We start from the raw sequence: 21886 nt of genomic DNA, 5'->3' as shown, positions 1-21886 counted from the left end.
CTCCGTAGAGTCGGATCGGGGCGACACGGCCGCGGGAACAGGGAGGACGGAGTGATGGCCAAAAGCGCGAGGGAGCGGCTGGGCGCGCTGCTCGGCGGGTCGAAGGCGGCGGAGTTCAGCGCCCGGCTCGAAGCACCGGCGGACGGCGTCGGCCTTGAGGTGGCCGGGGTCGGACCGGTGCGTCTGCCGCTGCGCGCGCCGCAGGTGAAGAAGCTGATCGCGGTGGCACGTCCGGCACTGTTCGGCCGGGGGGAGGACACCCTGAGCGACAGCAGTGTGCGCGACACCTGGCAGATCCCGCCGGACCAGGTCACGCTGGGCGGCCCGGCCTGGCCGACGCTGCTCGACGGCGCGCTGGAGTACTTCCGGGACGAACTCGGGCTCCCCGCGCAGAGCAGGCTCAGGGCCGAGCCGCACGCCCTCCTCGTGTACGGCAAGGGGCAGTTCTTCCTCCCCCACCAGGACTCGGAGAAGGACGACGCCATGGTGGGCACGCTGGTGCTGTCGCTGCCCTCGGCCCACACCGGCGGCGAGCTGGTCATCGGGCACGCCGGGCAGAGCCGGACCTACCGTGCGTCGAAGTCGGAGCTGAGCCTGGTGGCCTTCTACGCCGACTGCCCGCATGAGGTGACACCGGTCAGGAGCGGCTACCGGGTGACCCTCACGTTCAACCTGCTGGCCGAGCGAGGGGCCCCGGAGCAGGAGTCCGGCCCGCTCGACGACATGGCGCACTGCCTGGAGCAACACTTCAACGCACCGGCCAGGCCGCGCTACGGCGGCCAGGACCCCGATCCGCCCCGTCGTCTTGTCTACCTGCTCGATCACGAGTACACCCAGCGGGGTCTCGGCTGGGACCGGCTCAAGGGCGCCGACGCGGAGCGTGCCGCCCTGCTGCGCGCCGCGGCCACCCAGGCGGGGTGCGAGACGGTACTCGCCCTCGCAGAGGTGAAGGAGACCTGGGACGCCACTCCGGCCGGGTACGACCCCTGGGACGACTACGGCTACGAAGAGGAGGACGAAGGGGGAGAGGAAGAGGGAGCAGCCGCGGTCGACGGCGCGGGTGCCGACGAGGACTACGAGCTCGGCGAGCTGATCGACGACGAGATCACCCTCGACTGGTGGACCGGTCCGGACGGCGCCGGCGGCGAGCAGATCTCGCTGTACGTCCGCGACTACGAGAGCTGCTCCAGTACCCCGAGTGCGGACCTGAAGCCCTATGACTCCCAGTACGAGGGCTACATGGGCAACTACGGCAACACGCTGGACCGCTGGTACCGGCGGGCCGCGGTCGTGGTGTGGCCACGAGAGCGGGCCTTCGCGGCGCGCGGCGAGGCCGGATCGCGGTGGGCACTCGAGGAACTGCAGGCCCGTATCACCAAGGGCGACCGGGACGGCGCACGCGCCGCGGCCGAGTCCCTCGCGCCGTTCTGGAAGGGGGGCAGTGGTGTACAGCCCGGGCAGCTGGGGAACGCGCTGCGGGTGGCCGAGGGCCTCCAGACGCCCGGGACCGCCGCGATGCTCCTTGAGCCGTTCCGGACCGACGCGCTCACTCCGGAACACGCGGACGACCTGGCCGCGGTGGCGAAGCGGTACGGCGTCCCGTGGCTGGGCCAGGTCACCGAGGGCTGGTTCGGCGGCGCGCCGAACCGCCTCGAGGAACACCGGTACGACTGGACCGAGCGGCTTCCCCAGCTGTGCGCGGCGCTGCGCTCCGCCCGGAGTCCCGCGGTGGCCCAGCTGCTGTTGACCGGGGCCTGGAGCCAGGTGGACGGTGAACTGCGGCTGTGGACCGAAACCGGGCCGGCCGAGATCCGCCGCGTGCGGTTGGAGCGGCTGAGCCTGCCGCTGCTGCGCATCCTGGAAGCGGCCGATACGAAGCTGTGCGGCCGGATCCTGGCAGCGCTGCGCACCTTTCCGGACACAGTGCTTGAGTGCCTGCTGCCGATGCTGCGCCACGCGGCGCAGGAACAGACGGAGGACGAGCCCCGGGCGGCGGGGCTCGAAGCGGTGGCACGGGAGTGCGGGGACCGGCTCGGCGCGCTCGCGCGACGGGCGCCGCGCGCCGCGGATGACTGGTCGGTGGCGTGGACCGGGTGCGGCTGCGAGCTGTGCGGCACCCTGGGTGCGTTTCTCGGCTCCCGTTCGCGGCGGACGCTGGAGTGGCCGTTGGCGAAGGACGGGCGGCGGCACGTGCACAGCAGGATCGACACGGCCGAGCTGCCCGTAGGCCATCAGACCAGGCGGCAGGGACGCCCGTACACGCTGGTGCTGACGAAGACCGAGGAACTGTTCTCGCGCGAGCGGGCGACCCGCCGCCAGGCCGGAGCCGACCTGACCTGGCTGGCCTCGACATGGAACCTTTCCGGCGAGGTCGGAGTTGAGCCGAGGCCGTAACACGCGGCGTGGTGCAAACGGCTACTGATCTCGGCCGGGCGCCGTACGACCAGTGGGTTTCTCGGCCGGTGTTTGCGATTTGCACACAACGATTCGCCGACATTGCTCTACGCAGCGACTTGTTCGCACTTCCTGATCGGCGGCCGAGTCGTCGTGGAGTGCCGGGCGGCGAAGCGTTTCGAGCCACGAGAGGCAGCCCTCTGAGGGCGCGCGGGCTCACCTCGTGATCGAGAGGCGGATGAGAACGCCGCGGAGATCGATGTCGCCGTGGCCTCCCGGTACCACCCGCCGTCATGTACATCTGCTACATTCGTGACATGAGTGAACCAGTGATCGAATCCATGGCGGATGTCCGCAGTCACCTCGCTGACGTCATCGATCGCGCCCGCCGGGAGGACACCCCCACGATCATCACTCGGCGGGGCAAGCAGGAAGCCGTCGTGATCGACATCCAGGAGTACCAGCGCCTGCGTGAGATCGCGGAGAACACCGAAGAAGCGTGGCTCAACCAGCTGGCCGACGAAGCCGAGTCCGAGGGCGCGGAGGGGGCGGTCTCGCTCGAAGAGATGGCCGCCTTGCTGCGTGCCGATCAGGGCTGACCTGATGGGGCACGTCACGCGCTTCACGCCGCACGCCCAGCGGGACATGCTCAAGATCCCGCGCCCGGACGACCTGCGCATCCTGTACCGCCTCGCTGAACTCCAGAAGGCGCTGGACGTCGGCGGCACCACCTCCTTCGACGTCAAAGCCCTCCAGGGGCACAGCGCCCGCTGGCGGCTCAGGGTCGGCGACCACCGCGTCGTCTACACCGTTGAGGACGGTCAGCTGATCGTGTGGGTCCTGGCCGTCGGCAACCGCCGCGACATCTACCGCCAAGTTCCATAGGCCCTCCGCGGTGCAGGTTGTTGCCGACTGCCCGCCGGGAGTCGCGGAGGCGTGCGCCTACCTGTTTGTCGAGATGCCCGGAATGTCGCCTGTAAACGCAACCAAAACTGCAACCGACGCACACCGAAGAGCCAAGCCGCAATTGCGGCTCGGCTCTTCGTTTCGCCTGTTCAGGCGGCTGCGGAGGATACGAGATTCGAACTCGTGAGGGGTTGCCCCCAACACGCTTTCCAACTGTGGTGGTGGCACTTGGGGCTCTGAACGGGGCCGTTCACCTGCGTTCATGGGAGGCCGGTCGTGCGAGCGACTAACCGGGTTCGGTCCCGTCTGAACGCCCGTGAACGGCGCTGAATGAGACGGAAACTGAGACGGCTGTGAAGCATGTCGGCGGTCAGTGGCGGCATGGTCGTGGCCTGGTGTCCTCCGACCGCTGCACCGCACCGGGCACGGCTGTCAGTGCTGTGCCTCAGACTCGTCTGGGAAGACAGGCTGCCGAAGGAGCCATGATGGGGGTTTGGATAACCGCTACGTTCGCGTTGATTGGCGTGATCACTGGTGCGATGGTGAGCCCATGGGCAGCGCGCCGGCAGGCGTGGGTTACAGCTCGGCGCGAGGCACTGGATCGGGCCATTGTGGCCACCAGGAAGGCGAACCTGCGGCGCAACTACCTGCGGGGCGTAGCCAAGGACTGGTTGCTGCCCGTGCAGGTGGGAACCTCACCAGACGAGCACTGGCCTGCTCTAACGGATGAGCACTTGGCGCTCGCTCACGCAGTACGTGTACAGGTTCCCCTTGACGGTTTCGCGGAGTTCAGGGCTGCCGTAGTAGAGATGCGCGATGCTCTTGCGGTCGCGGAGCCCTATGTTGATCTTGCGTGGAATTGGGAACAAGAGTGGCTTCCTTGCTCAGCAACGTTCTCTTCGTTGCTCGTGCAGCTGAAGCAGGCACGCGACCGTAGTGTGTGGTGGCGTTGACTGCGCTCCTGAGCCAGACCGGTCCCTTCGTACGATCGATGCACCCCCTCAGCTTGGAAGCTCATGCGTCCAAGCGCGTGGTTTGAGTTTGAGCTCTTCGAGGGGCACAGTGCGCCGAATTTACGGAAAACCCTAACCGAGGCAAGCAGCCGATCTATGCTTCTTCGTGCAGCGTAGGTCCTCCTGGAAGGTCGACGGCTTGTCATGTCGCACATTGTAGGTTTCGAGATTGCAGGCCTCGCTGGCCGGCCAGGGGTGGTAAGTCATTCCCTGGAGCCTGACGTCAATGTTTTTTGGGGATTGAACGGCAGCGGCAAGACATCAATGCTTAAAATCTTGCACAGTGCGCTCCTGGACGAGGCCTCTCTCCTTGTTCGTGTTCCTTTCGACTGGGCTGTCGTGAAGATTCATACCGGGAACAGAGAGATCGAGCGGACCATCAGGAACCCAAAGGCGAAGAACGTTCAGATCGAACCTCCAGAGACTCTATTTGACGATTACGAACTACACGATCGGCAAGTTGGAGAACGGCTTATAGATGCAGCCGAAAAAATGCGCTGGATCACGAAGCAGCCCGACTATGCCGGGCGAGGTATTCGCCACAGCTACCTATCTATTCTGCGCTTGAGCGACAGTCCTAGAATGAGGGTTGGCAGTACTACCGACATCTTGGATGAGGTAGCTTACGATCGGATGTTTGCGCGTCAAATTCAGGCAATTTGGCAGGATTACAATACACGCGAGCTAATGCAGATTCGTCGCGCTCAACAGAATGGTTTGGCGGCGATTGCCGGCTCGGTCATCACAAGGTCGCTGTCACCTCGAAAGAAGCGGACAAACCTAGCAGATATTGACCCTGAATTCGCCTATGGGGCAGTGAAGAGTTTTTTTCAGGATCAAAATCTTCACTTGGGTCTCGGTAATTATGAAAGCTTTTCGGAGAATTTTCTTACAAATGAACTGATGCGTGAAGTGGTCGCAGAGATCGTTGAAGTTCAAAAAGAGGTTGAATACGCCCAAGAGCCGAAGCAGGCGGTGGAGCGTTTGATTCGCGATCTCTTTAAGGGGAGAATGCGTGTTGACTTCGAGGGCAGGTTTCTAAAGATTAAACAAGGGGAAGAGGAGATTCCCTTGGAGGCTCTTTCTAGTGGCCAGAAGCAGGTCGTGCGACTCCTGGTGGAATGCCTGGCTGCTGGCCCGAATTCTGTAATCGTGGATGAGCCAGAGATTTCGATGCACGTCGACTGGCAGCATCGATTGGTGAACGCGATGCGCACAATCAATCCTCGAACGCAACTAATTCTTGCTACCCATTCTCCAGAGGTCATGGCCGCCCTCCCGGACAGGATGATCCACGAGCTATGAGCCGCAGGCTTTCTTATAGTAGGTCGGCATTTGCGCGTCGCGTGCAAATATCGCAGCACTCTTTGTTCGTGGTCGTAGAAGGAAAGAATTTGGACGCGCGATTCTATGATCGTGTCTGCGCCAGCAGTGAAGCAATCGAAGCGGCTGGCTATCAGGTTTGGCTAGCGGAGCAAATAAGTGACGATGTCACGGGAGTTGCCGCTGGCGGCAAGAAGGCAGTTATCGCCCACTTTGACTACTTCAAAACGGTTGGAAAGCTAACCGTTACCTCATCCGGTGGGAACCGTTCGATCGCCTTCATGGTCGACAGAGACAATGACGATTTTTCTGGCGGAAAGAGGAGATCTCCTCACGTTATTTACACAGATATGTTCGATGTTGAGGCGGAGATTTTTTTTCGCGGAAATGATGAAGAAGCGTTGGCGGGCGCCCTCTCTCTGGATTCTGCTTCGGCGAGTCAGCTTGTTGCAGACTTGAGCGACTGGATAGGCGATCTGGCAAGTACATGGAGGGAATGGATAACACTTTGTGTCACGGCGAAAGCGGTGGGAGCAGGGTGCGATGTCGGATTTGGTCGGGAGTCGTGGGTCAACAATCCAAAGTATGGAGCTGTAGACGCAATCAAGATGGCGGCGGCTGCGAAAAAGATTGAAGCGACTACACGCCGCACTCCGACGGAATTCAGTGTGATTTCGACACGTGTTCGGGGAAGGGTAAACTCTTGCTACGGAAAGGGTGATGGTCGCCGTTTGGTGAAGGGTAAGTGGCTTGCGCACTACCTGATGCACAGAGTGAAAGATCACTTTGCCTCGGCGCCGGTCAGTTATAGTGGGTTTGAGGATTCCATAGCCCGAGCCTATCTTGCCACATGCGACTTTAGGGAAAAATGGGCTGATCACTATAGGGGCCGTTTGGAATCCTTGATCTAGCTCTGTCGGGTCGTGAAATATCCCGTCGTGATCCCAAGGGTGACGCAAGATTATTCAGGTCGGTGGAGCGGCTTTGGGGTGGCGCTGCTTTGGCGCGAGTGATCATGGCCCCGTAAGCTTCCGGCGCGTCGGGCAGTCTGTGGACCTGCCCGGTAAAGCACGACGTTGGGGCCATGATCTTCGAGGCTCGCGCCAAAGTGGCTCCGTAAAGCCGCGGAGCCGACCGCCCCAGCCACGACGCACCCCTTCTCTAACGCCAGGCGGCTGCATGCTTTGAGCGCGGCACGGGCGCCGGCCGGGCTGGAGCGGGGCGGAGACAGGAGCGCAGGCCCGGCCGGGGGCCGGGCCGCGCGCGGGGAGCGGAGCGAGCCGCCTTGAACCAGTAGAGAAAGTTGTAACTCAGTCGGGCGTGTGGGGCTTGAAGTCGTTTGTGCAGGCTGGGAGTTCGACGCCTTGGCGGTGGGCGAGCGGTAGGAAGAGCACTGGTCGGATCGTCCATGTGATGCAGGTCTGGGCATGGGTGATCGTGACCGTGCAGGGCTCGGAGCGTAAGAGGGCTTGCCGGGTTGCGATGCGCCCCTGGGAGAGCCAGGCCCACGCCACGTCGGAAGCGTCAGAGTCCAGAGCCGGAGAGATCGTGCGGAGCGTCACCGCAACCCATCTGTCTGCTTGGGAAGCCGAGTAGGCGTCGAGGGATGCTCGGAGCGTCGGCCGTTCGTCCTCGGTGAGGTCCTGGGTCCAGCACTCGCACCAGTAGCCGTGGCGGGGTCCGTTCATCAGCACGGGTGTCCTCCCATGCGTACGTCGGTGAAGAGCTCCGCGGTGACCGTGTGGCCGCCGTCGCTGTCGTGGACCACGACCCGGTGGGCGATCGCGGTGACCATGCCGAGCCCCCGACCGTGCTCGGCCTCCTGGTCCTGGTGCTCGACCTTCGGGACCGCGCCGGCCCCTCCGCCATCCGTGACCGACAGGGCGATCACCTGCGCCGACACCGCCAAGGCCAGGTGGAAGCTGCCGGAGTCCCGGCCGCTGGCCGTGTGCAGGATCGCGTTCGCGCTGAGCTCGCTCACGATCAGCTCGGCGTCCTCGGCCAGCGGCGATCCGCGCAGGATGTCGCGGGTCCAGCGGCGGGCCCGGCTCACCTCTTCTGGGAAACCTGGGCAAGTGAGCCCCCAGACCCGGGCTGCACTCGTATACTCGTGCATACAAGTTCCTTCGTGCTGGTAGGCCGCCATGTGCAGCGGGTTCGGGCTAGACGAGTTTCACGCCGTCGTGGGCGCGGATGGCCGGCGGGGACGTCGCGTCGAGTGCGTCCAGGACGCGGATGGCGTACGCCTCGTCGGAGAGTTCGGAGACTTCTTCGCGGGTGGCCCAGCGCAGGGCGCGGGTTTCGTCGCCGGTGGTGGGCGTGCCGTCGGCGGCTTCGCAGCGGAAGACCAGCGAGACGATCAGGCCCGTCATGTTCTTGTAGATGCCGGTCAGGGTCGCAGGAAGTGCGATCTTGATGCCGGTTTCTTCGAGGACTTCGCGTTGGAGGGCCTCGGGGATGGTCTCCTCGCGTTCGAGGACGCCGCCCGGGGGTTCCCACTTGCCGTTGTCGCGGCGCTGGATCAGGAGGGCCCGGCCCTGGGCGTCGACGACCACTCCGGCAACGCTCACGGAGTGCGGTCGGTCAGTGCTCACGTTCCTCGGCCCTCTCGGCTGGCTAGGCTCTCCACCGTAGCAACAAGACTCGCCCACTCGTCTAGATACCTAAAGGAGTACGCGTGAGTCCTCTTTCTTCCGGCCTTCTCGGCGATCTCGACCCCACGAGCGATCGTGCGGTCTTCCGGCAGATCGCCGACCAGCTGCGTGAGGCCATCGACCGTGGGCGATTCCGCGAGGGCGACAAGCTGCCCTCGGAGGCCGACCTCGTCGATCACTACGGGGTATCCCGTATGACGGTCCGAAACTCGTTCTCCATCCTCCAGGGGGAAGGGCTCGTGCACGCCGAACACGGCAAGGGCGTCTTCGTACGGCCCCGGCCGCCCGTGCGGCGGCTCGCCTCCGACCGGTTCGCGCGGCGGCATCGCGAGCAAGGCAAGTCCGCCTTCATCGTCGAGGCCGACGCCGCCGGCAGTCACCCCCAGGTCGACAGCCTGGAGGTCAAGGAAGAGAAGGCCAGTCAGGACATCTCCACTCGGCTCGGCTCCGTACGACGCGTACTCGCCCGGCGGCGCCGGTATCTCCTCGACGGACGGCCGGTCGAGTTCGCCACCTCCTACCTGCCCCTCGACATCGCCCGCGGCACTCAGATCGCCGAGCCCAATCCCGGGCCTGGCGGCATCTACGCCCGCCTCGAAGAACTCGGCCACCGCCTCGACCACTTCGAAGAGGAGATCCGGGCCCGGATGCCCTCGCCGGCCGAAGTGAAGACACTCCGCCTGGCCTCTGGCGTACCCGTGATCCACCTCATCCGGACCGCCTTCGACACCGAGGGGCGAGCCGTGGAGGTCTGCGACACCGTGATGGCGGCTGACGCATACGTGCTGTCATACCAGCTTCCGGCGACCTGATCGTCATGCTTTGCGGTGGTGCGCGGGGACGGTTCTCGGACTCGTACACCTCAACAGGCATACTCGTATAGACGAGTGGGCAAGTTGAGTGGCAGAGTGGTCCGTGCGAGCCCGAAGGTCGGGCTCGTCGGACGCATCATGTATAGACGAGTAGATAGGACAACTGCCTTGCGTACCATCCGTGTTGAGGCCTCCGCCGCGACGATCCTGCTGACCGAGGCCCCGGAGCCGAAGGTTCGCGACCGTCAGACCGGCGAGCGGGCCATGGACACCGTCAGCGGCGAGCCGCTGATGACGATCGGCGTCGTCTACATCGAGGAGGGCGAGTCGTCGCTGATCAAGGTCACCGTTCCTGAGAGTGGTATTTCGGAGGGGCTGGCGCTCGGTGCGCCGGTCTCGCTGCCGGGGCTGATCGCCCGGCCCTGGGAGAGCGTGTTCAACGGGCAGCAGCGCCACGGCATCGCCTTCCGCGCCGCCGCCGTCACCCCGGCCGCGTTCCCGGCTGCTGCTACCGGGGCCGCTGCCTGATGTCCGACCTGACGACACTCCTGGAGGTGGGTGGTCCTGTCGCCGCACTCGGCGGTGGGGCCGCCTACGCCCGGGCCAAGCACCCCGGGGTCTACTGGTCGACCGTCGGCCTGCCGATATCCACGGCCCGGCTGCTCAGCTCGTACAGCTCGGTCATGGAAGCGTGCGGCCTGACCGTCGCACCGTCCCGACTGCGTGTGCTGGCGGTCAAAGCGACCACCCGACGCGAGATACGGCCCGTACCGCCGCGTCGCGGCATCATCCGTCCTACGTCGACCGGGCTCCGGTTACGGCTCCGGCTCGCCCCTGGGCAAGAACCCGCCGACGTCGCCGCCTCCGCCGAACGACTGCGCCACGCCTGGGGCGTTCACGCCGTCTACGTCACCACCGTCAAGCCCGGTGTCGTCGAACTGCGGCTCGTCGGCTTCGACGTCCTGCGGCAAGTCCGGATGCCGCGCAAGGTCGACTCCGGGTACCTGCGCATCCCGGTCGCCCTCCGCGAGGATGCCACCGCCTTCGTACGCGACTACCGCACCATGCCGCACCAACTCACCCTCGGCGCAACCCTGTCCGGCAAGTCCATGTACCTGCGCCACCTGATCACCGGACTCGCCCCGCACCCGGTCGCGCTCGTCGGCATCGACTGCAAGCGGGGTGTGGAACTGGCGCCGTTCGCGTCCCGGCTCTCGGCCCTCGCCACCGATCCGGAGCAAGCTGCCGAGCTGCTTCCCGTACTCGTCAAGGAAATGGAGGACCGCTACGACCTGATCAAAGCCCGGCAGGGCATCGCCCCGGACATCCCCGACGAGGAGATCACCTCCGACATCTGGGGCCTGCCCGAGCACGAACGCCCCACCCCCATCGTGCTGTTCGTCGACGAGGTCGCCGAACTCTTCCTCATCGCCACCAGGAAGGACGAGGAACGGCGAGACGAGATGGTCACCCAACTCATCCGCCTCGCCCAACTCGGCCGCGCAGCCGGCATCTACCTGGAGGTCTGCGGACAGCGCTTCGGCGCCGAACTCGGCAAGGGCGCGACCATGCTTCGCGCCCAACTGACGGGCCGGGTCTGCCACCGCGTCAACGACGAAGCCTCCGCGAAGATGGCCCTCGGTGACATCGCCCCCGAGGCGGTCATGGCCGCCTGCGCCATCGCCCCCGAACGCCCCGGCCTGGCCGTCGCCGGGGACACCTCCGGCGGCTGGTCCCGCATCCGTACGCCGTACCTCTCCCTCGGCGACGCCGCCGAGACCTGCCGCGACTCCGCGCACCTGGTCCCCGACTTGCCCGCACTCAAGCCCTTCCGGCCCCACGTGCCCGTACGACCGGTCGAATCCCCGGCACCGCAAGTCCAGCCGCACCCGATCGCCGACTGACCTTCCTCTCACCCCAACTCCGGTCGGCGTGACCGCCTCACGCCACGTCCCTACCCCTCCCATGCCTGAACCCGGAAGGAGCCGCTCATGCGCGCCCAACTGGCCCGCGTCGACGCGGTGCTCGTCCAAGCGCTGATCGCCGCCGCGCTGTCCTTCGCCCACATCCACGACATCGCCTCGGCGGCCGGACAGGACGGATGGAAGGCGTGGGCCTACCCCGTGTCCGTTGACCTGCTGCTCGTCGCCGCCTGGCGTCGGCTCCGTTCCGGTGAGGCGAAGGCGGCCGGGTGGTGCTGGTTCGTCATCGCACTCGCCGCATCCCTCGGCGCGAACGTCGCCACCGCTGGACTGCTCGACCTGGACCAGGTGCCGGCCTGGCTGCGCATCCTCGTCGCGGGCTGGCCCGCGGTCGCCTTCCTCGGCGGAACGCTCCTCGCCCACTCCACCCCGACGACACCGGCCAACGACACCGAGGTCATCGAGGACCAGGAGGACGCGCCCGAACCCACCCCCGAGTCACCCGCTCAACCAGCCATCGAAGCTCCGCCCGAGCGCCCCGCCGTCCCCGTCCCGACCGCCCTGGTCGACCACGCCCGCAAGGTCGCCGCCGAACACCACACCCGCACCGGCGCCCCGATCGACACCCCAACCTTCCGCGCCCGCCTCGGTGTTCCCGCCCCCATGGCCGAAGCCATCGCCGCCCAGCTCTGAGAGGAGACCCACATGCCCGCCAACCGCCGCTTCCGCAACGTCACCCGCATCGGCCCCGTCCAGGTCGCCACCTCGTACGACCAACGCGGTCGCGAGAAGCACACCGCCGCCTGCACCGCACCACGCTGCGGCTTCTCCTCCGACTACGACAGTCGCGCCGCCGCCGAACTGGCCGCCAACACCCACCGCTGCCCCGTCCGCTGAGAGGACCTCGCACCCGTGACCGTCAGCCTGCCGCTCGTCTTCGTCCTCGGCTTCTTCGCCTGGGGAGCGGTCAAGTTCCTCGGCGTCCGTACCTGGGTCGTCGTACTGATCGCCCTCTTCGGCTTCCTGCTCTCCCGCACCTTCATGGCCCCCGCTGTGGAGTCCGGCACGCGCACCGGCGTGGACGTCATAAACGGCTCACACGACTAGACGAGTAGATAAGGAGAACGCCGCTGTGTTCCTGCCCAAGTACCCCGACAACCCGACCCCGCCCCCCGCGCACACCCACGCCCCGGCCGACCCGATGCCCGTACGGCGCTCGCTCCCGTCGGTCTCCATCGATCAGAAGACCGTCGTCGCCCTGGTCGTCGGCGGAGTCGTCCTCACCGCGCTCCTGGCGGCCGTCGCCATCACGGCCATCTCCGTAGCCGTGGCCGCCGTGGTCCTGCGCTCCCTGCTCCGCGAGCAGCACCGGCGCTGAGCCCCCGCCAGACCTCCGGGGCGGCGTCGCTCGACCAAGCATCACGCCGCCCCGGGGCCTGTTCCTCCCGACCTAGCCAGCCAGAAGGAGAAACGCCATCTTCACCCGCACCACTCCGGCCCCACTCCCGGAACTCGCGAACCTGGCCTCGCAAGGCACGCTCCCGGGTATCCTCCGCCAGCTCTCCACCCTCGGCGGATGCACCCACCCGATCCGCCTCGACGGCCACCGCACCGAGTACGACGTCGACACCACGACCGGCGAGATCGGCGCCCTCGTCCACCACCTCGACTCGACCAGCCTCCCGGCCGGCCAACTCCTCGTCCGCTGCAACAACCGCCGTACGACCCGCTGCCCGGCCTGCGCGGAGGTCTACCGCCGCGACACCTTCCACCTGATCACCTCGGGCCTGCGCGGTGGCAAGGGCACTCCGGAACACGTCGCCGCCCACCCCCGCGTCTTCGCCACCTTCACCGCCCCCGGCTTCGGCCCCGTCCACAACCGCCGCACCGACGGACGCCCCTGCCGCTGCGGCGTCCACCACGACCAGGACGACGATGCCCTTGGCACCCCGCTCAACCCGGACACCTACGACTACGAAGCAGCCGTCCTCTGGAACGCACACGCCGGGCAGCTCTGGCGGCGCTTCTCGACGTACCTGCGCCGAGAGGTCGCCAAGCGCGCGGGCCTCTCCCAGCGCAGCCTTCGCGACCACGCGCGCGTGTCCTTCGCCAAGGTCGCCGAGTACCAGAAGCGCGGTGCCGTCCACTTCCACGCCGTCATGCGCCTCGACGGCCCGGGAGGCGGCGACACCCCGCCCCCGACCTGGGCAACCGCCGAGCTGCTCACCGACGCCATCAGCGCCGCCGCAACCAAGACGAGCGTGGACGGCCCGACCATCGACGGCCGCACCCACACCTTCACCTTCGGCCGCCAACTCGACGTCCGCACCATCCGCTCCGCCGACTTCAACGACGGCCAGGAGCTGACCGAGCGAGCCGTAGCCGCGTACATCGCCAAGTACGCGACCAAGGGAGCCGAGACAGCCACGGGAGCTCTCGACCGCCCGCTCAAGTTCGCCGCCGAGCTGGCCCAGCTCGACATCAGCGACCACGCCCGCAGCCTGGTCCGCACCGCATGGACCCTCGGCGCCCGCAAAGACCTGGAACACCTCCGCCTACGAGCCTGGGCCCACATGCTCGGCTTCCGCGGCCACTTCTCCACCAAGTCCCGCCGGTACTCCACCACCCTCGGCGCCCTCCGCGACGCCCGCGCCCAATGGCGCCGCGCACAAGCCGCCCCGCCCACGCGCGAGCCCGAGACGACGTACGTCCTCGCGCACTGGGTCTTCGCCGGAACAGGCCTCTCCGACGCCGAAGCCTGGCTGTCCGCATCCCTCGACCCTGCCCCCGGAACGGAAGGAGAGCCCACCCGTGGCTGAGCCCCGCGTCGTCACTGTCGTGCCCGAACAGTTCGACCCGTCCTTGGCCCTCCTGACCGTCGAGGAAGCGGCCCGACGGCTCCGGATCGGTCGTACGACCTGCTTCCGGCTCGTCCTCGCCGGAGAGATCGAGTCCGTCATGGTCGGGAGGCTGCGTCGAGTCCCCGCCGATGCCGTGCCCGCTTACGTCGCGAAGCTCCGCTACCGACCCGCCGAAGCGGCTTGAGGGGGATGCCATGGCAGAGAACAAGCGCAGTCGTCAGCCCAACGGGGCCTCCTCCATCTACCTCGGCAAGGACGGCAAGTGGCACGGCCGGGTGACGGTCGGCGTCCGTGATGACGGCAAGCCGGACCGCCGCCACATCGAGCGCAAGACCAAGGCCGAGGTGACCAGGGCCGTCCGTGACATGGAGCGGGCCCGGGACGAGAAGAAGCTCAGGAAGCCGGGCCAGAGCTGGACCGTCCGGGCCTGGCTTGAGCACTGGGTCGAGAACATCGCCAAGCCGTACGTCTCCGAGAACACGTACGACGGGTACGAGGTCGACGTACGCGTCCATCTCGTGCCCGGCCTGGGCGCTCACAAGCTCGACAAGCTAGAGCCCGAGCACCTGGAGCGCTTCTACCGAAAGATGCAGGAAGCCGGGAGCTCCGCCGGCACCGCTCACCACACTCACCGAACGGTCCGGGTGGCCCTCGGGGAGGCCAAGCGGCGTGGGCACGTCGCCACCAACGTAGCCGAGATCGCCAAGGCTCCGCGTCTCGAAGAAGAGGACATCGAGCCGTTCACGATCGAGGAGGTTCAGAGCCTGCTCGTCGAGGCCGCCAAGCTCAGGAACAGCACGCGCTGGGTGGTCGCCCTGGCGCTCGGTCTCCGCCAGGGTGAGGCGCTCGGGCTGCACTGGGAGGACGTCGACCTGGACGCGGGATACGTCCGCATCCGCAAGAACCGTCTCCGGCCCAAGTACGCCCACGGGTGTGGAGACAACCCGTGCGGCCGGAAAGCTGGCTACTGCCCCCAGAAACAGCAGACCCGCCGCGAGCACAAGTCCACCAAGTCCCGCGCCGGGCGTCGGACGATCGGTCTGCCCGACCCGCTGATCAAGCTCCTCCGCCAACACCAGGAGGTACAGGAGAAAGAGAGGATGGCGGCCGGTGCCGACTGGGAGGACAAGGGATACGTCTTCGCCTCCCCGACCGGCGGCCCTCTGAGCCCGAACACGGACTTCCACGTCTGGAAGCGACTGCTGCGAGACGCGGGCGTACGAGACGGCCGTCTTCATGACGCTCGCCACACCGCCGCGACCGTCCTCCTGATCCTCGGCGTCCCGGACGTCGTGGTCGACGCGATCATGGGCTGGGAGCCTGGGGGAGCGGCCCGTATGCGCGCCCGGTACATGCACGTCACCGGAACGCTGCTGCGGAAGGTGGCCCAGCAAGTCGGCGACGCTCTCTGGGAGCTTCCGAAGACGAACTGAGACGGAAACTGAGACGGACAACGACGAAGGGCCCCACCGCGAACGGTGGGGCCCTTCGACATCGTGCCCGGTGAGGCACTGGCGGAGGATACGAGATTCGAACTCGTGAGGGGTTGCCCCCAACACGCTTTCCAAGCGTGCGCCCTAGGCCACTAGGCGAATCCTCCGCGGCAAACAATACAAGACGTTGAGGAGTGCTCGCGAACTCGTTCCCAACCCCTGTCATCGGGTACTGTTTGGGCAGCCCCTCACGTGGCGCTATCTGACTGAACTCCCCCAGGGCCGGAAGGCAGCAAGGGTAGGTTGGCTCTGGCGGGTGCGTGGGGGGCGCTTGCGTTTGCCGGCAAGGGTGGCTCTTGCGTGGGGCTGGTTGTCAGTGGGCGCCTATAACCTCGTATGCGTGTCGTCTCTCGCGCTGTACCGCCGCTATCGCCCGGAGTCGTTCGCCGAGGTCATCGGGCAGGAGCATGTCACCGACCCGTTGCAGCAGGCGCTGCGGAACAACCGGGTCAATCACGCGTACCTGTTCAGCGGTCCGCGTGGCTGCGGCAAGACGACCAGCGCACGCATCCTGGCCCGCTGTCTGAACTGTGAGCAAGGTCCCACGCCGACCCCGTGCGGAGAGTGCCAGTCCTGCCAGGACCTCGCGCGCAACGGCCCGGGTTCCATCGACGTCATCGAGATCGACGCCGCGTCCCACGGTGGTGTGGACGACGCCCGTGAGCTGCGCGAGAAGGCCTTCTTCGGACCCGCGAGCAGCCGGTACAAGATCTACATCATCGACGAGGCCCACATGGTCACGTCAGCCGGCTTCAACGCGCTGCTCAAGGTCGTCGAGGAGCCTCCGGAGCATCTGAAGTTCATCTTCGCGACCACCGAGCCCGAGAAGGTCATCGGGACCATCCGTTCGCGGACCCACCACTACCCCTTCCGGCTCGTGCCGCCGGGAACCCTTCGCGACTACCTCGGCGAGGTCTGCGGACACGAGAACATCCCCGTCGAGGAGGGCGTGCTGCCGCTCGTCGTGCGGGCGGGGCAGGGTTCCGTGCGTGACTCCATGTCCGTCATGGACCAGCTGCTCGCGGGGGCGCGGGAGGAGGGTGTGACGTATGCCATGGCCACCTCCCTCCTCGGCTACACCGACGGCTCGCTCCTCGACTCCGTCGTCGAGGCCTTCGCCACCGGTGACGGCGCCGCCGCCTTCGAGGTCGTCGACCGGATCATCGAGGGCGGCAACGACCCGCGGCGCTTCGTCGCCGACCTGCTGGAGCGCCTGCGGGACCTGGTGATCCTCGCCGCCGTCCCGGACGCCACGGAGACCGGCCTCATCGACGCCCCCAGCGATGTCCTGGAGCGTATGCAGGCCCAGGCCGGCATCTTCGGCGCCGCCGAGCTCAGCCGAGCCGCCGACCTCGTCAACGCGGGCCTCACCGAGATGCGGGGCGCCAACTCCCCTCGCCTCCAGCTGGAGCTGATCTGCGCGCGCGTGATGCTGCCGGCCGCTTATGGCGACGAGCGGTCCGTGATGGCCCGGCTCGACCGGCTGGAGCGTGGCGTGAACTTCTCCGGGGGCGGGGGCGCGCCCGCGATGGGGTACGTCCCCGGGCCCGAGGCGCACGGGGCAGCGGCTGCCGCGCCGGTTCCGCCGGGGGGCGGTGTCGCGGCGGCCCGGGCGGCGGTACGGGCTTCGGGCCCGCCGACCGGACCTGCGCCGACGGGACCTGCCCCCACCGGACCTGCGGCGAACGGACCTGCCGCGGGCGGCGCCCCGGGCTACGGCGCCGCACCCGGTCAGCCCGCTCAGGACACGACCCCGACCCCGGCCCCGGCTTACGACGCCGCCCCCGCCCAGGCCGCGCCCACGGGCCCGGCACCCGGCGATACCGGCAGCGCTCAGCCCCAGCCTCCCCAGCCTCTCGCGACCCCCCCTCCCGCCCCCGCGGCCCCCACCACCTCCACCCCCGGCGCCTGGCCCACCGCGGCACCGGCGGGCGGCGGCCGACGCCCCGGCGGCTGGCCCACAGCGACCCCCGCCGGAGGCGGCCAGCCCCCGGCCGCCCCGAGCCAGTCCGCACCCACCACCCCCGCGCCGAGCCAGTCCGCACCCGCCCAGCCTCAGTCGGCCGCCCCCGCCGCCTACGCACCTCCGGCCGGCGGCGTCGACCCCCGCATGCTCTGGCCGAACATCTTGGAGGCCGTCAAGAACCGCCGCCGCTTCACCTGGATCCTGCTCAGCCAGAACGCCCAGGTGGCCGGCTTCGACGGCACCACCCTCCAGATCGGTTTCGTCAACGCCGGAGCACGCGACAACTTCGTGAGCAGCGGCAGCGAGGACGTCCTGAAGCAGGCGCTGGGCGAACAGTTCAACGTCCAGTGGAAGATCGAGGCGGTCGTCGACCCGTCGGGAGGCTCGGCACTCCCGCAGACCGGCGGTGGCACGCCCGGATTCAACGGCGGCGGTGGCGGTTACGGCACCCCCGGGCCTTCCGGGACCCCGGGAACCTCCGGTGGCTACGGCGGCGCCCCCGCCCCGCCACCGCGCACGGCGACCCCCGCTCCCACCTCCGCGACACCCGCACAGACACCGCCCCCGGCCGCCGCCGCTCCCACCCCCCGGCCGTCCGCCCCGGAGCCGCCCCCGGTCTCCCCCGAGGACGACATCCCCGAGGACGACGACCCCGACCTCAATGAATCGGCCCTCTCCGGCCGCGAACTGATCGTGCGGGAACTGGGAGCGACGGTGATGGAGGAGTTCACCAACGAATAGGGGGCTCCTCGGCTAGGTGGGACCCCCGTTTCGGAGAAACCCACAAACCCTGTTCCCCCGCCCCTTCAGCAACCCGCACAATTTCCCGGGCCCCGAGCCGGTTACGCTGACCCCGTGAAGGTCCTCGTCATCGGCAGCGGCGCCCGCGAACACGCCCTGTGCCACTCCCTGTCCCTCGATCCCGACGTCACCGCGCTGTACTGCGCCCCCGGCAACGCCGGCATCGCCGAGGTCGCCGAGCTGCACCAGGTCGACGCCCTGGACGGCACGGCCGTCGCCGCGCTGGCCACCGAGCTCGGCGCCGAGCTCGTGATCGTGGGCCCGGAGGCACCCCTTGTCGCAGGGGTGTCCGACGCCGTGCGCGAGGTCGGCATCCCGGTCTTCGGTCCTTCCGGGGAGGCCGCGCAGCTCGAGGGCTCCAAGGCCTTCGCGAAGGACGTGATGGCGGGGGCGGGCGTCCCCACCGCGCGTTCCTACCTCTGCACGACCCCCGAGGAGGTCGACGAGGCCCTCGACGCCTTCGGTGCCCCGTACGTCGTCAAGGACGACGGTCTCGCGGCCGGCAAGGGCGTCGTCGTCACGCCCGACCTGGAGGCGGCCAGGGCGCACGCCAACTCCTGTGAGCGCGTCGTCATCGAGGAGTTCCTCGACGGCCCCGAGGTCTCCCTCTTCGCCGTCACCGACGGCGTGACCGTCGTCCCGCTCCAGCCCGCCCAGGACTTCAAGCGCGCCCTGGACGGCGACGAGGGCCCGAACACCGGCGGCATGGGCGCGTACTCCCCGCTGCCCTGGGCCGACCCGAAGCTGGTGGAGGAGGTCATGCAGACCGTCCTCCAGCCGACCGTCGACGAGATGCGCCGCCGCGGCACCCCCTTCTCCGGGCTCCTCTACGCCGGTCTCGCGATCACCTCGCGCGGAGTCCGCGTCATCGAGTTCAACGCCCGCTTCGGCGACCCCGAGACCCAGGTGGTCCTGGCTCGCCTGAAGACCCCCCTCGCGGGTCTCCTGCTGGCCGCCGCCAAGGGCGACCTCGCCGACCTGGCGCCGCTGCGCTGGAGCGACGACGCCGCGGTCACCGTGGTCGTCGCCTCGCACAACTACCCCGGCACCCCGCGCACCGGCGACCCGATCACCGGCCTCGACGAGGTGGCCGCCGAGGACGCTCCGCACGCGTACGTCCTGCACGCAGGCACCAAGCACGACGGAGACGCCGTGGTCAGCGCCGGCGGCCGTGTCCTGTCCGTCACGGCGACCGGCAAGGACCTGGACGAGGCCCGCGACCGCGCGTACCGGGCGGTCTCCCGCATCCGTCTCGACGGCTCCCAGCACCGTACGGACATCGCGGCGAAGGCCGCGGCGGGCGAATAGCCAGGACAACCGGAAGAAACAGCCGGAACAACCGGCAGACCGGATGAACCCGACAGGCCCCGAATCCGTCTCAGGATTCGGGGCCTGTCGGGTGCCCGGCCCCCGGCGCCGGCCCCACCACCGGCCGGAAACCGCACGCCGGACGGGGGCTGAACTTGGGTCAAGAACCAAGGCCTGATCTTCGCTGTCCGTCATCCACCTTTCCCCAAAGCCATTCCATCGAGTGACCGATCCCTTTTCCGGGTGACGTGGGCAGGGGCCCCAACTAGGGTGCGGCGCAAGCGTTCCGGCACTTGGCCCACCGGCATTGCGATGTCACTGGGGGGTGCCACAGTGGGGGAGTGAGCAACGCCAGGACAGTCAGGCAGCCAGGACAGCACGGAGGGGGTGACACCCGGTCGTGACCGGTATGGGTGGAGAGGCGGGCGCACAGGCCGCGCGCTCCTGGGCGCTCGCCGTGCTGCACATCCGCAGCCGGGCGCTGGCCGTCGCGCTGCTGCCGGCAGCCGTCGCCGTGGTGCTGTACGCCGGAGGCTCCACCGGCCACCTCGTGGGCCCGGGCTGGCATGCCGCCCGCTGGGCCGTCACGCCGTTCGCCGCGCTCGTCCTGCTGGCCGCCGCCGGCATCGCCCTGGTCGTCGCCCGTGCCCGCCCCGCCATGAGCCCGACGGTCCCGATCGCCGAGGAGTCGGCGCCGGACCTGTACCGCATGGTGCGCGACCTGGCCGACCGTCTCGATGTGCCGGCCCCGTCCGCGATAGCGCTCACCCCGGACTGCGACAGCTGGCTGGAGGACCGCACCCACCCGTCCCACGGCCCGCCGAAGCAGGAGGACCGCGACGAGCTCACGGGCGCCCGCGGTTCACGGCGTACGACGGCGGCGCCCGTCCTGGTCATCGGCTCCCCGTTCCTCTGGTGGATGCGGGTCGGTGAGCTCCGCGCGGTCCTCGCCCCGGTCGTCGCCGGTACGGGCCCCTCGGCACACCCGGACATAGCCGCGGCCCGCCGTTTCGTCCGCGGCCTGGACGCCGCGGTGGCCGTGGCCTCGACATCCGGCCGCTGCGCGGTGACCCGCATGGTGTGCGCCGGCGTCGGCTGGGTGGCCCGTCTGCTGCTGCGCAGCTGCCGGGAGCACGCGTCCAAGATGGAGCGAGGGGTCGCCGCCGCGGCGGCCGAGCGCGCACAGGGCGTGGACTACGGCCTGCGGATCGTCGCCCAGGAGCAGGTGGGTCTGGCCTACGCCGGCTGGGACCGTCTTCTGACCCGCGTGGCGCTGCCGGCCTGGCGGATGGGCCGCTGGCCCTCCCGCCTGGACGCGGGAGTGGTGGCGGCACTCACGGAACTCTCCCGCCGGGACCGCCTGGCCGAGGGCTTCGCCTCCCGGCTGGGTGAGCGCCCCGCATGTGACCTCCTGGAAGAACCCGGCACGATCGACGAGGCCACCTCCCTCCTGGCCGCCCGCCTCTTCCACGGCGGCCCGGCGGAGTCCGGTCCCGACTGGTCCCCGGTCGGCTGGCAGGAGTACCCGGAAGAGGTCGTCGACCGGAAGTGGCGCCTCGACGCGGCCCGCCTCCACCGAGTCCTGGACGCGCAGGGGGTACGCCGGACCCCTGAGACCACGGGCCCGGAGACGGACGGCCCGACGTTGTCCAGGGTCCTGGACTACCTTGCGACGTCGGCGCCCGACGGTGCGAAGCGCACAGAGTCCGACCCGGCGTCCGTACCCCTGGCGGCAGCCGAACCCGCAGCCGCCGACGGCGACCCCGCTCCACAGGGGTCACCCGCACCCGACGACGAAACTGTCATGGATGGCGCGGGCGGGAACACACTCGCCGCAGGCGAAACCGAGGCCGAGGCCGAAGCCGAAGCCGACGAACAGGAAAACGAGCGCACCGCCACCCTCGCCGCAGGCCTCACCGCGGAACTGGCCCGCGAGGAAGCCACCGCACCCACCCCCCAGGGCCCCGACACCACCCTCTGGGACGACGGCGCGCTCCCCCTCTTCCCGCCCCAGGCGCCCCGCACGTCCCGCGAGCTCCTCACCGACCACGTCACGGCCATGGTCTGCTGCGCCGCGATGGACACCGCGGGCGCCACCCCCGGCCTGGACTGGCTCGACGGCCCGACCCTCCTCATCAACGGCGACCGTGCGGCCGACCTCAGCCCCGTGGTCCTCAGCCTCATAGTGGACGGCGACCCGGTCCCCCTGCGCGCCTGGCTGCTGGAGTCCGGCATACGCCCGGAGAAGCCGGTCCGCCTCGTCTGAGCGAGCCCGCCCGGCAGGCCGCCGCACAACTCCCTTACCGGAAGCCCTCGTTCCACTTTCGGCCAATTCGCAACGAATAGTGACCGCGTGCGTGCGTAATGTGATGTGCTGGGACCGATCGGGCACATGGCAAGGGCTTACGACATAAGACACGCGTCACAAGCACG

The 21886-nt window shown here is 68.3% G+C and carries 22 protein-coding genes, 1 tRNA gene and 1 other RNA gene; 19 read left to right on the top strand and 5 right to left on the bottom strand.

Annotated features, from left to right (window positions below; translation table 11 throughout):
* Positions 1 to 54: 54 nt before the first annotated feature.
* From OHU89_RS24265 to OHU89_RS24255, 3 genes are all read left to right on the top strand, one after another.
* Entirely contained in the window at positions 55 to 2394 is a 2340-nt protein-coding gene (locus OHU89_RS24265) for a 2OG-Fe(II) oxygenase (RefSeq protein WP_405645792.1), read from the top strand.
* 317 nt (positions 2395 to 2711) lie between these two features.
* Positions 2712 to 2993: a type II toxin-antitoxin system Phd/YefM family antitoxin gene (locus OHU89_RS24260; protein ID WP_405645790.1), complete on the top strand. Its 282-nt coding sequence runs from the start codon at positions 2712 to 2714 to the stop codon at positions 2991 to 2993.
* A 4-nt stretch (positions 2994 to 2997) separates the two neighbouring features.
* Positions 2998 to 3279, top strand: coding sequence for a type II toxin-antitoxin system RelE/ParE family toxin (locus tag OHU89_RS24255; protein WP_405645788.1), 282 nt, complete (start codon positions 2998 to 3000; stop codon positions 3277 to 3279).
* A gap of 740 nt (positions 3280 to 4019) precedes the next feature.
* Here OHU89_RS24255 and OHU89_RS24250 read toward each other — a convergent pair.
* Complete coding sequence (locus tag OHU89_RS24250; RefSeq protein WP_405645786.1) at positions 4020 to 4169, bottom strand: hypothetical protein; 150 nt, start codon at positions 4167 to 4169, stop codon at positions 4020 to 4022.
* 288 nt (positions 4170 to 4457) lie between these two features.
* Here OHU89_RS24250 and OHU89_RS24245 point away from each other — a divergent pair, with 288 nt between their 5' ends.
* A complete protein-coding gene (locus tag OHU89_RS24245) occupies positions 4458 to 5618 on the top strand; it encodes an AAA family ATPase (protein WP_405645784.1) in 1161 nt (386 codons plus the stop codon).
* 68 nt (positions 5619 to 5686) lie between these two features.
* Entirely contained in the window at positions 5687 to 6547 is an 861-nt protein-coding gene (locus OHU89_RS24240; RefSeq protein ID WP_405645782.1) for a hypothetical protein, read from the top strand.
* Between the two features lie 399 nt (positions 6548 to 6946).
* Here the strand turns inward: OHU89_RS24240 and OHU89_RS24235 are convergent, their stop codons facing one another.
* The 3 genes from OHU89_RS24235 to OHU89_RS24225 are packed head-to-tail and all read right to left on the bottom strand — an operon-like array spanning position 6947 to position 8206.
* A complete protein-coding gene (locus OHU89_RS24235) occupies positions 6947 to 7324 on the bottom strand; it encodes a hypothetical protein (protein WP_405654634.1) in 378 nt (125 codons plus the stop codon).
* Positions 7324 to 7752 (bottom strand): ATP-binding protein, encoded by a 429-nt coding sequence (locus OHU89_RS24230; RefSeq protein ID WP_405645780.1) that lies wholly within the window; start codon positions 7750 to 7752, stop codon positions 7324 to 7326. Before OHU89_RS24230 ends, OHU89_RS24235 begins: the two co-directional genes overlap by 1 nt.
* 46 nt (positions 7753 to 7798) lie before the next feature.
* Entirely contained in the window at positions 7799 to 8206 is a 408-nt protein-coding gene (locus OHU89_RS24225; protein ID WP_306504617.1) for an NUDIX hydrolase, read from the bottom strand.
* Positions 8207 to 8313: 107 nt separating this feature from the next.
* Here OHU89_RS24225 and OHU89_RS24220 point away from each other — a divergent pair, with 107 nt between their 5' ends.
* The 10 genes from OHU89_RS24220 (at position 8314) to OHU89_RS24175 (ending at position 15318) form a co-directional block, all read left to right on the top strand.
* Entirely contained in the window at positions 8314 to 9102 is a 789-nt protein-coding gene (locus OHU89_RS24220; protein ID WP_046260707.1) for a GntR family transcriptional regulator, read from the top strand.
* 168 nt (positions 9103 to 9270) lie between these two features.
* Positions 9271 to 9630 carry a hypothetical protein gene (locus OHU89_RS24215; protein WP_389959783.1) on the top strand — a complete coding sequence of 120 codons (360 nt, stop codon included), beginning with the start codon at positions 9271 to 9273 and terminating at the stop codon, positions 9628 to 9630.
* Complete coding sequence (locus OHU89_RS24210) at positions 9630 to 11006, top strand: FtsK/SpoIIIE domain-containing protein (protein WP_405645778.1); 1377 nt, start codon at positions 9630 to 9632, stop codon at positions 11004 to 11006. The genes OHU89_RS24215 and OHU89_RS24210 overlap by 1 nt, the downstream gene beginning before the upstream one ends.
* Positions 11007 to 11093: 87 nt before the next feature.
* Positions 11094 to 11717 carry a DUF2637 domain-containing protein gene (locus OHU89_RS24205; RefSeq protein ID WP_405645776.1) on the top strand — a complete coding sequence of 208 codons (624 nt, stop codon included), beginning with the start codon at positions 11094 to 11096 and terminating at the stop codon, positions 11715 to 11717.
* A gap of 12 nt (positions 11718 to 11729) precedes the next feature.
* Positions 11730 to 11921, top strand: coding sequence for a mobile element transfer protein (locus tag OHU89_RS24200; protein WP_266825088.1), 192 nt, complete (start codon positions 11730 to 11732; stop codon positions 11919 to 11921).
* A gap of 15 nt (positions 11922 to 11936) precedes the next feature.
* On the top strand, positions 11937 to 12131 hold the full coding sequence (locus OHU89_RS24195; protein WP_266825090.1) for a hypothetical protein: 195 nt from the start codon (positions 11937 to 11939) through the stop codon (positions 12129 to 12131).
* Positions 12132 to 12156: 25 nt separating this feature from the next.
* Positions 12157 to 12402 (top strand): SpdD protein, encoded by a 246-nt coding sequence (locus tag OHU89_RS24190; RefSeq protein WP_365394872.1) that lies wholly within the window; start codon positions 12157 to 12159, stop codon positions 12400 to 12402.
* 142 nt (positions 12403 to 12544) lie between these two features.
* Entirely contained in the window at positions 12545 to 13843 is a 1299-nt protein-coding gene (locus OHU89_RS24185; RefSeq protein ID WP_405654631.1) for a replication initiator, read from the top strand.
* Positions 13836 to 14069, top strand: a complete 234-nt coding sequence (locus OHU89_RS24180) for an excisionase family DNA-binding protein (RefSeq protein ID WP_405645773.1) — start codon at positions 13836 to 13838, stop codon at positions 14067 to 14069. Before OHU89_RS24185 ends, OHU89_RS24180 begins: the two co-directional genes overlap by 8 nt.
* Before the next feature lie 10 nt (positions 14070 to 14079).
* Positions 14080 to 15318, top strand: coding sequence for a tyrosine-type recombinase/integrase (locus OHU89_RS24175; protein ID WP_405645771.1), 1239 nt, complete (start codon positions 14080 to 14082; stop codon positions 15316 to 15318).
* A gap of 79 nt (positions 15319 to 15397) precedes the next feature.
* On the opposite strand, the gene OHU89_RS24170 is transcribed toward OHU89_RS24175, so the two are convergent.
* Positions 15398 to 15485, bottom strand: a tRNA-Ser gene (locus tag OHU89_RS24170).
* A 72-nt stretch (positions 15486 to 15557) separates the two neighbouring features.
* On the opposite strand from OHU89_RS24170, the gene ffs reads away from it, so the two are divergent.
* The 4 genes from ffs to OHU89_RS24150 all read left to right on the top strand — a co-directional run bounded on the left by ffs (position 15558) and on the right by OHU89_RS24150 (position 21719).
* Positions 15558 to 15656: signal recognition particle sRNA small type (gene ffs, locus OHU89_RS24165), an RNA gene on the top strand.
* Between the two features lie 62 nt (positions 15657 to 15718).
* Entirely contained in the window at positions 15719 to 18085 is a 2367-nt protein-coding gene (locus OHU89_RS24160) for a DNA polymerase III subunit gamma and tau (RefSeq protein ID WP_405645769.1), read from the top strand.
* A gap of 114 nt (positions 18086 to 18199) precedes the next feature.
* On the top strand, positions 18200 to 19453 hold the full coding sequence (purD, locus tag OHU89_RS24155; protein WP_266890384.1) for a phosphoribosylamine--glycine ligase: 1254 nt from the start codon (positions 18200 to 18202) through the stop codon (positions 19451 to 19453).
* A 409-nt stretch (positions 19454 to 19862) separates the two neighbouring features.
* Positions 19863 to 21719 (top strand): hypothetical protein, encoded by a 1857-nt coding sequence (locus OHU89_RS24150; RefSeq protein ID WP_405654628.1) that lies wholly within the window; start codon positions 19863 to 19865, stop codon positions 21717 to 21719.
* The last annotated feature ends 167 nt before the right edge of the window (positions 21720 to 21886 follow it).

The organism is Streptomyces sp. NBC_00019, from assembly GCF_045041015.1.
GTDB lineage: Bacteria > Actinomycetota > Actinomycetes > Streptomycetales > Streptomycetaceae > Streptomyces.
Note: the sequence above shows the minus strand (reverse complement) of the source record. Positions and strands in the feature narration are given on the sequence as shown.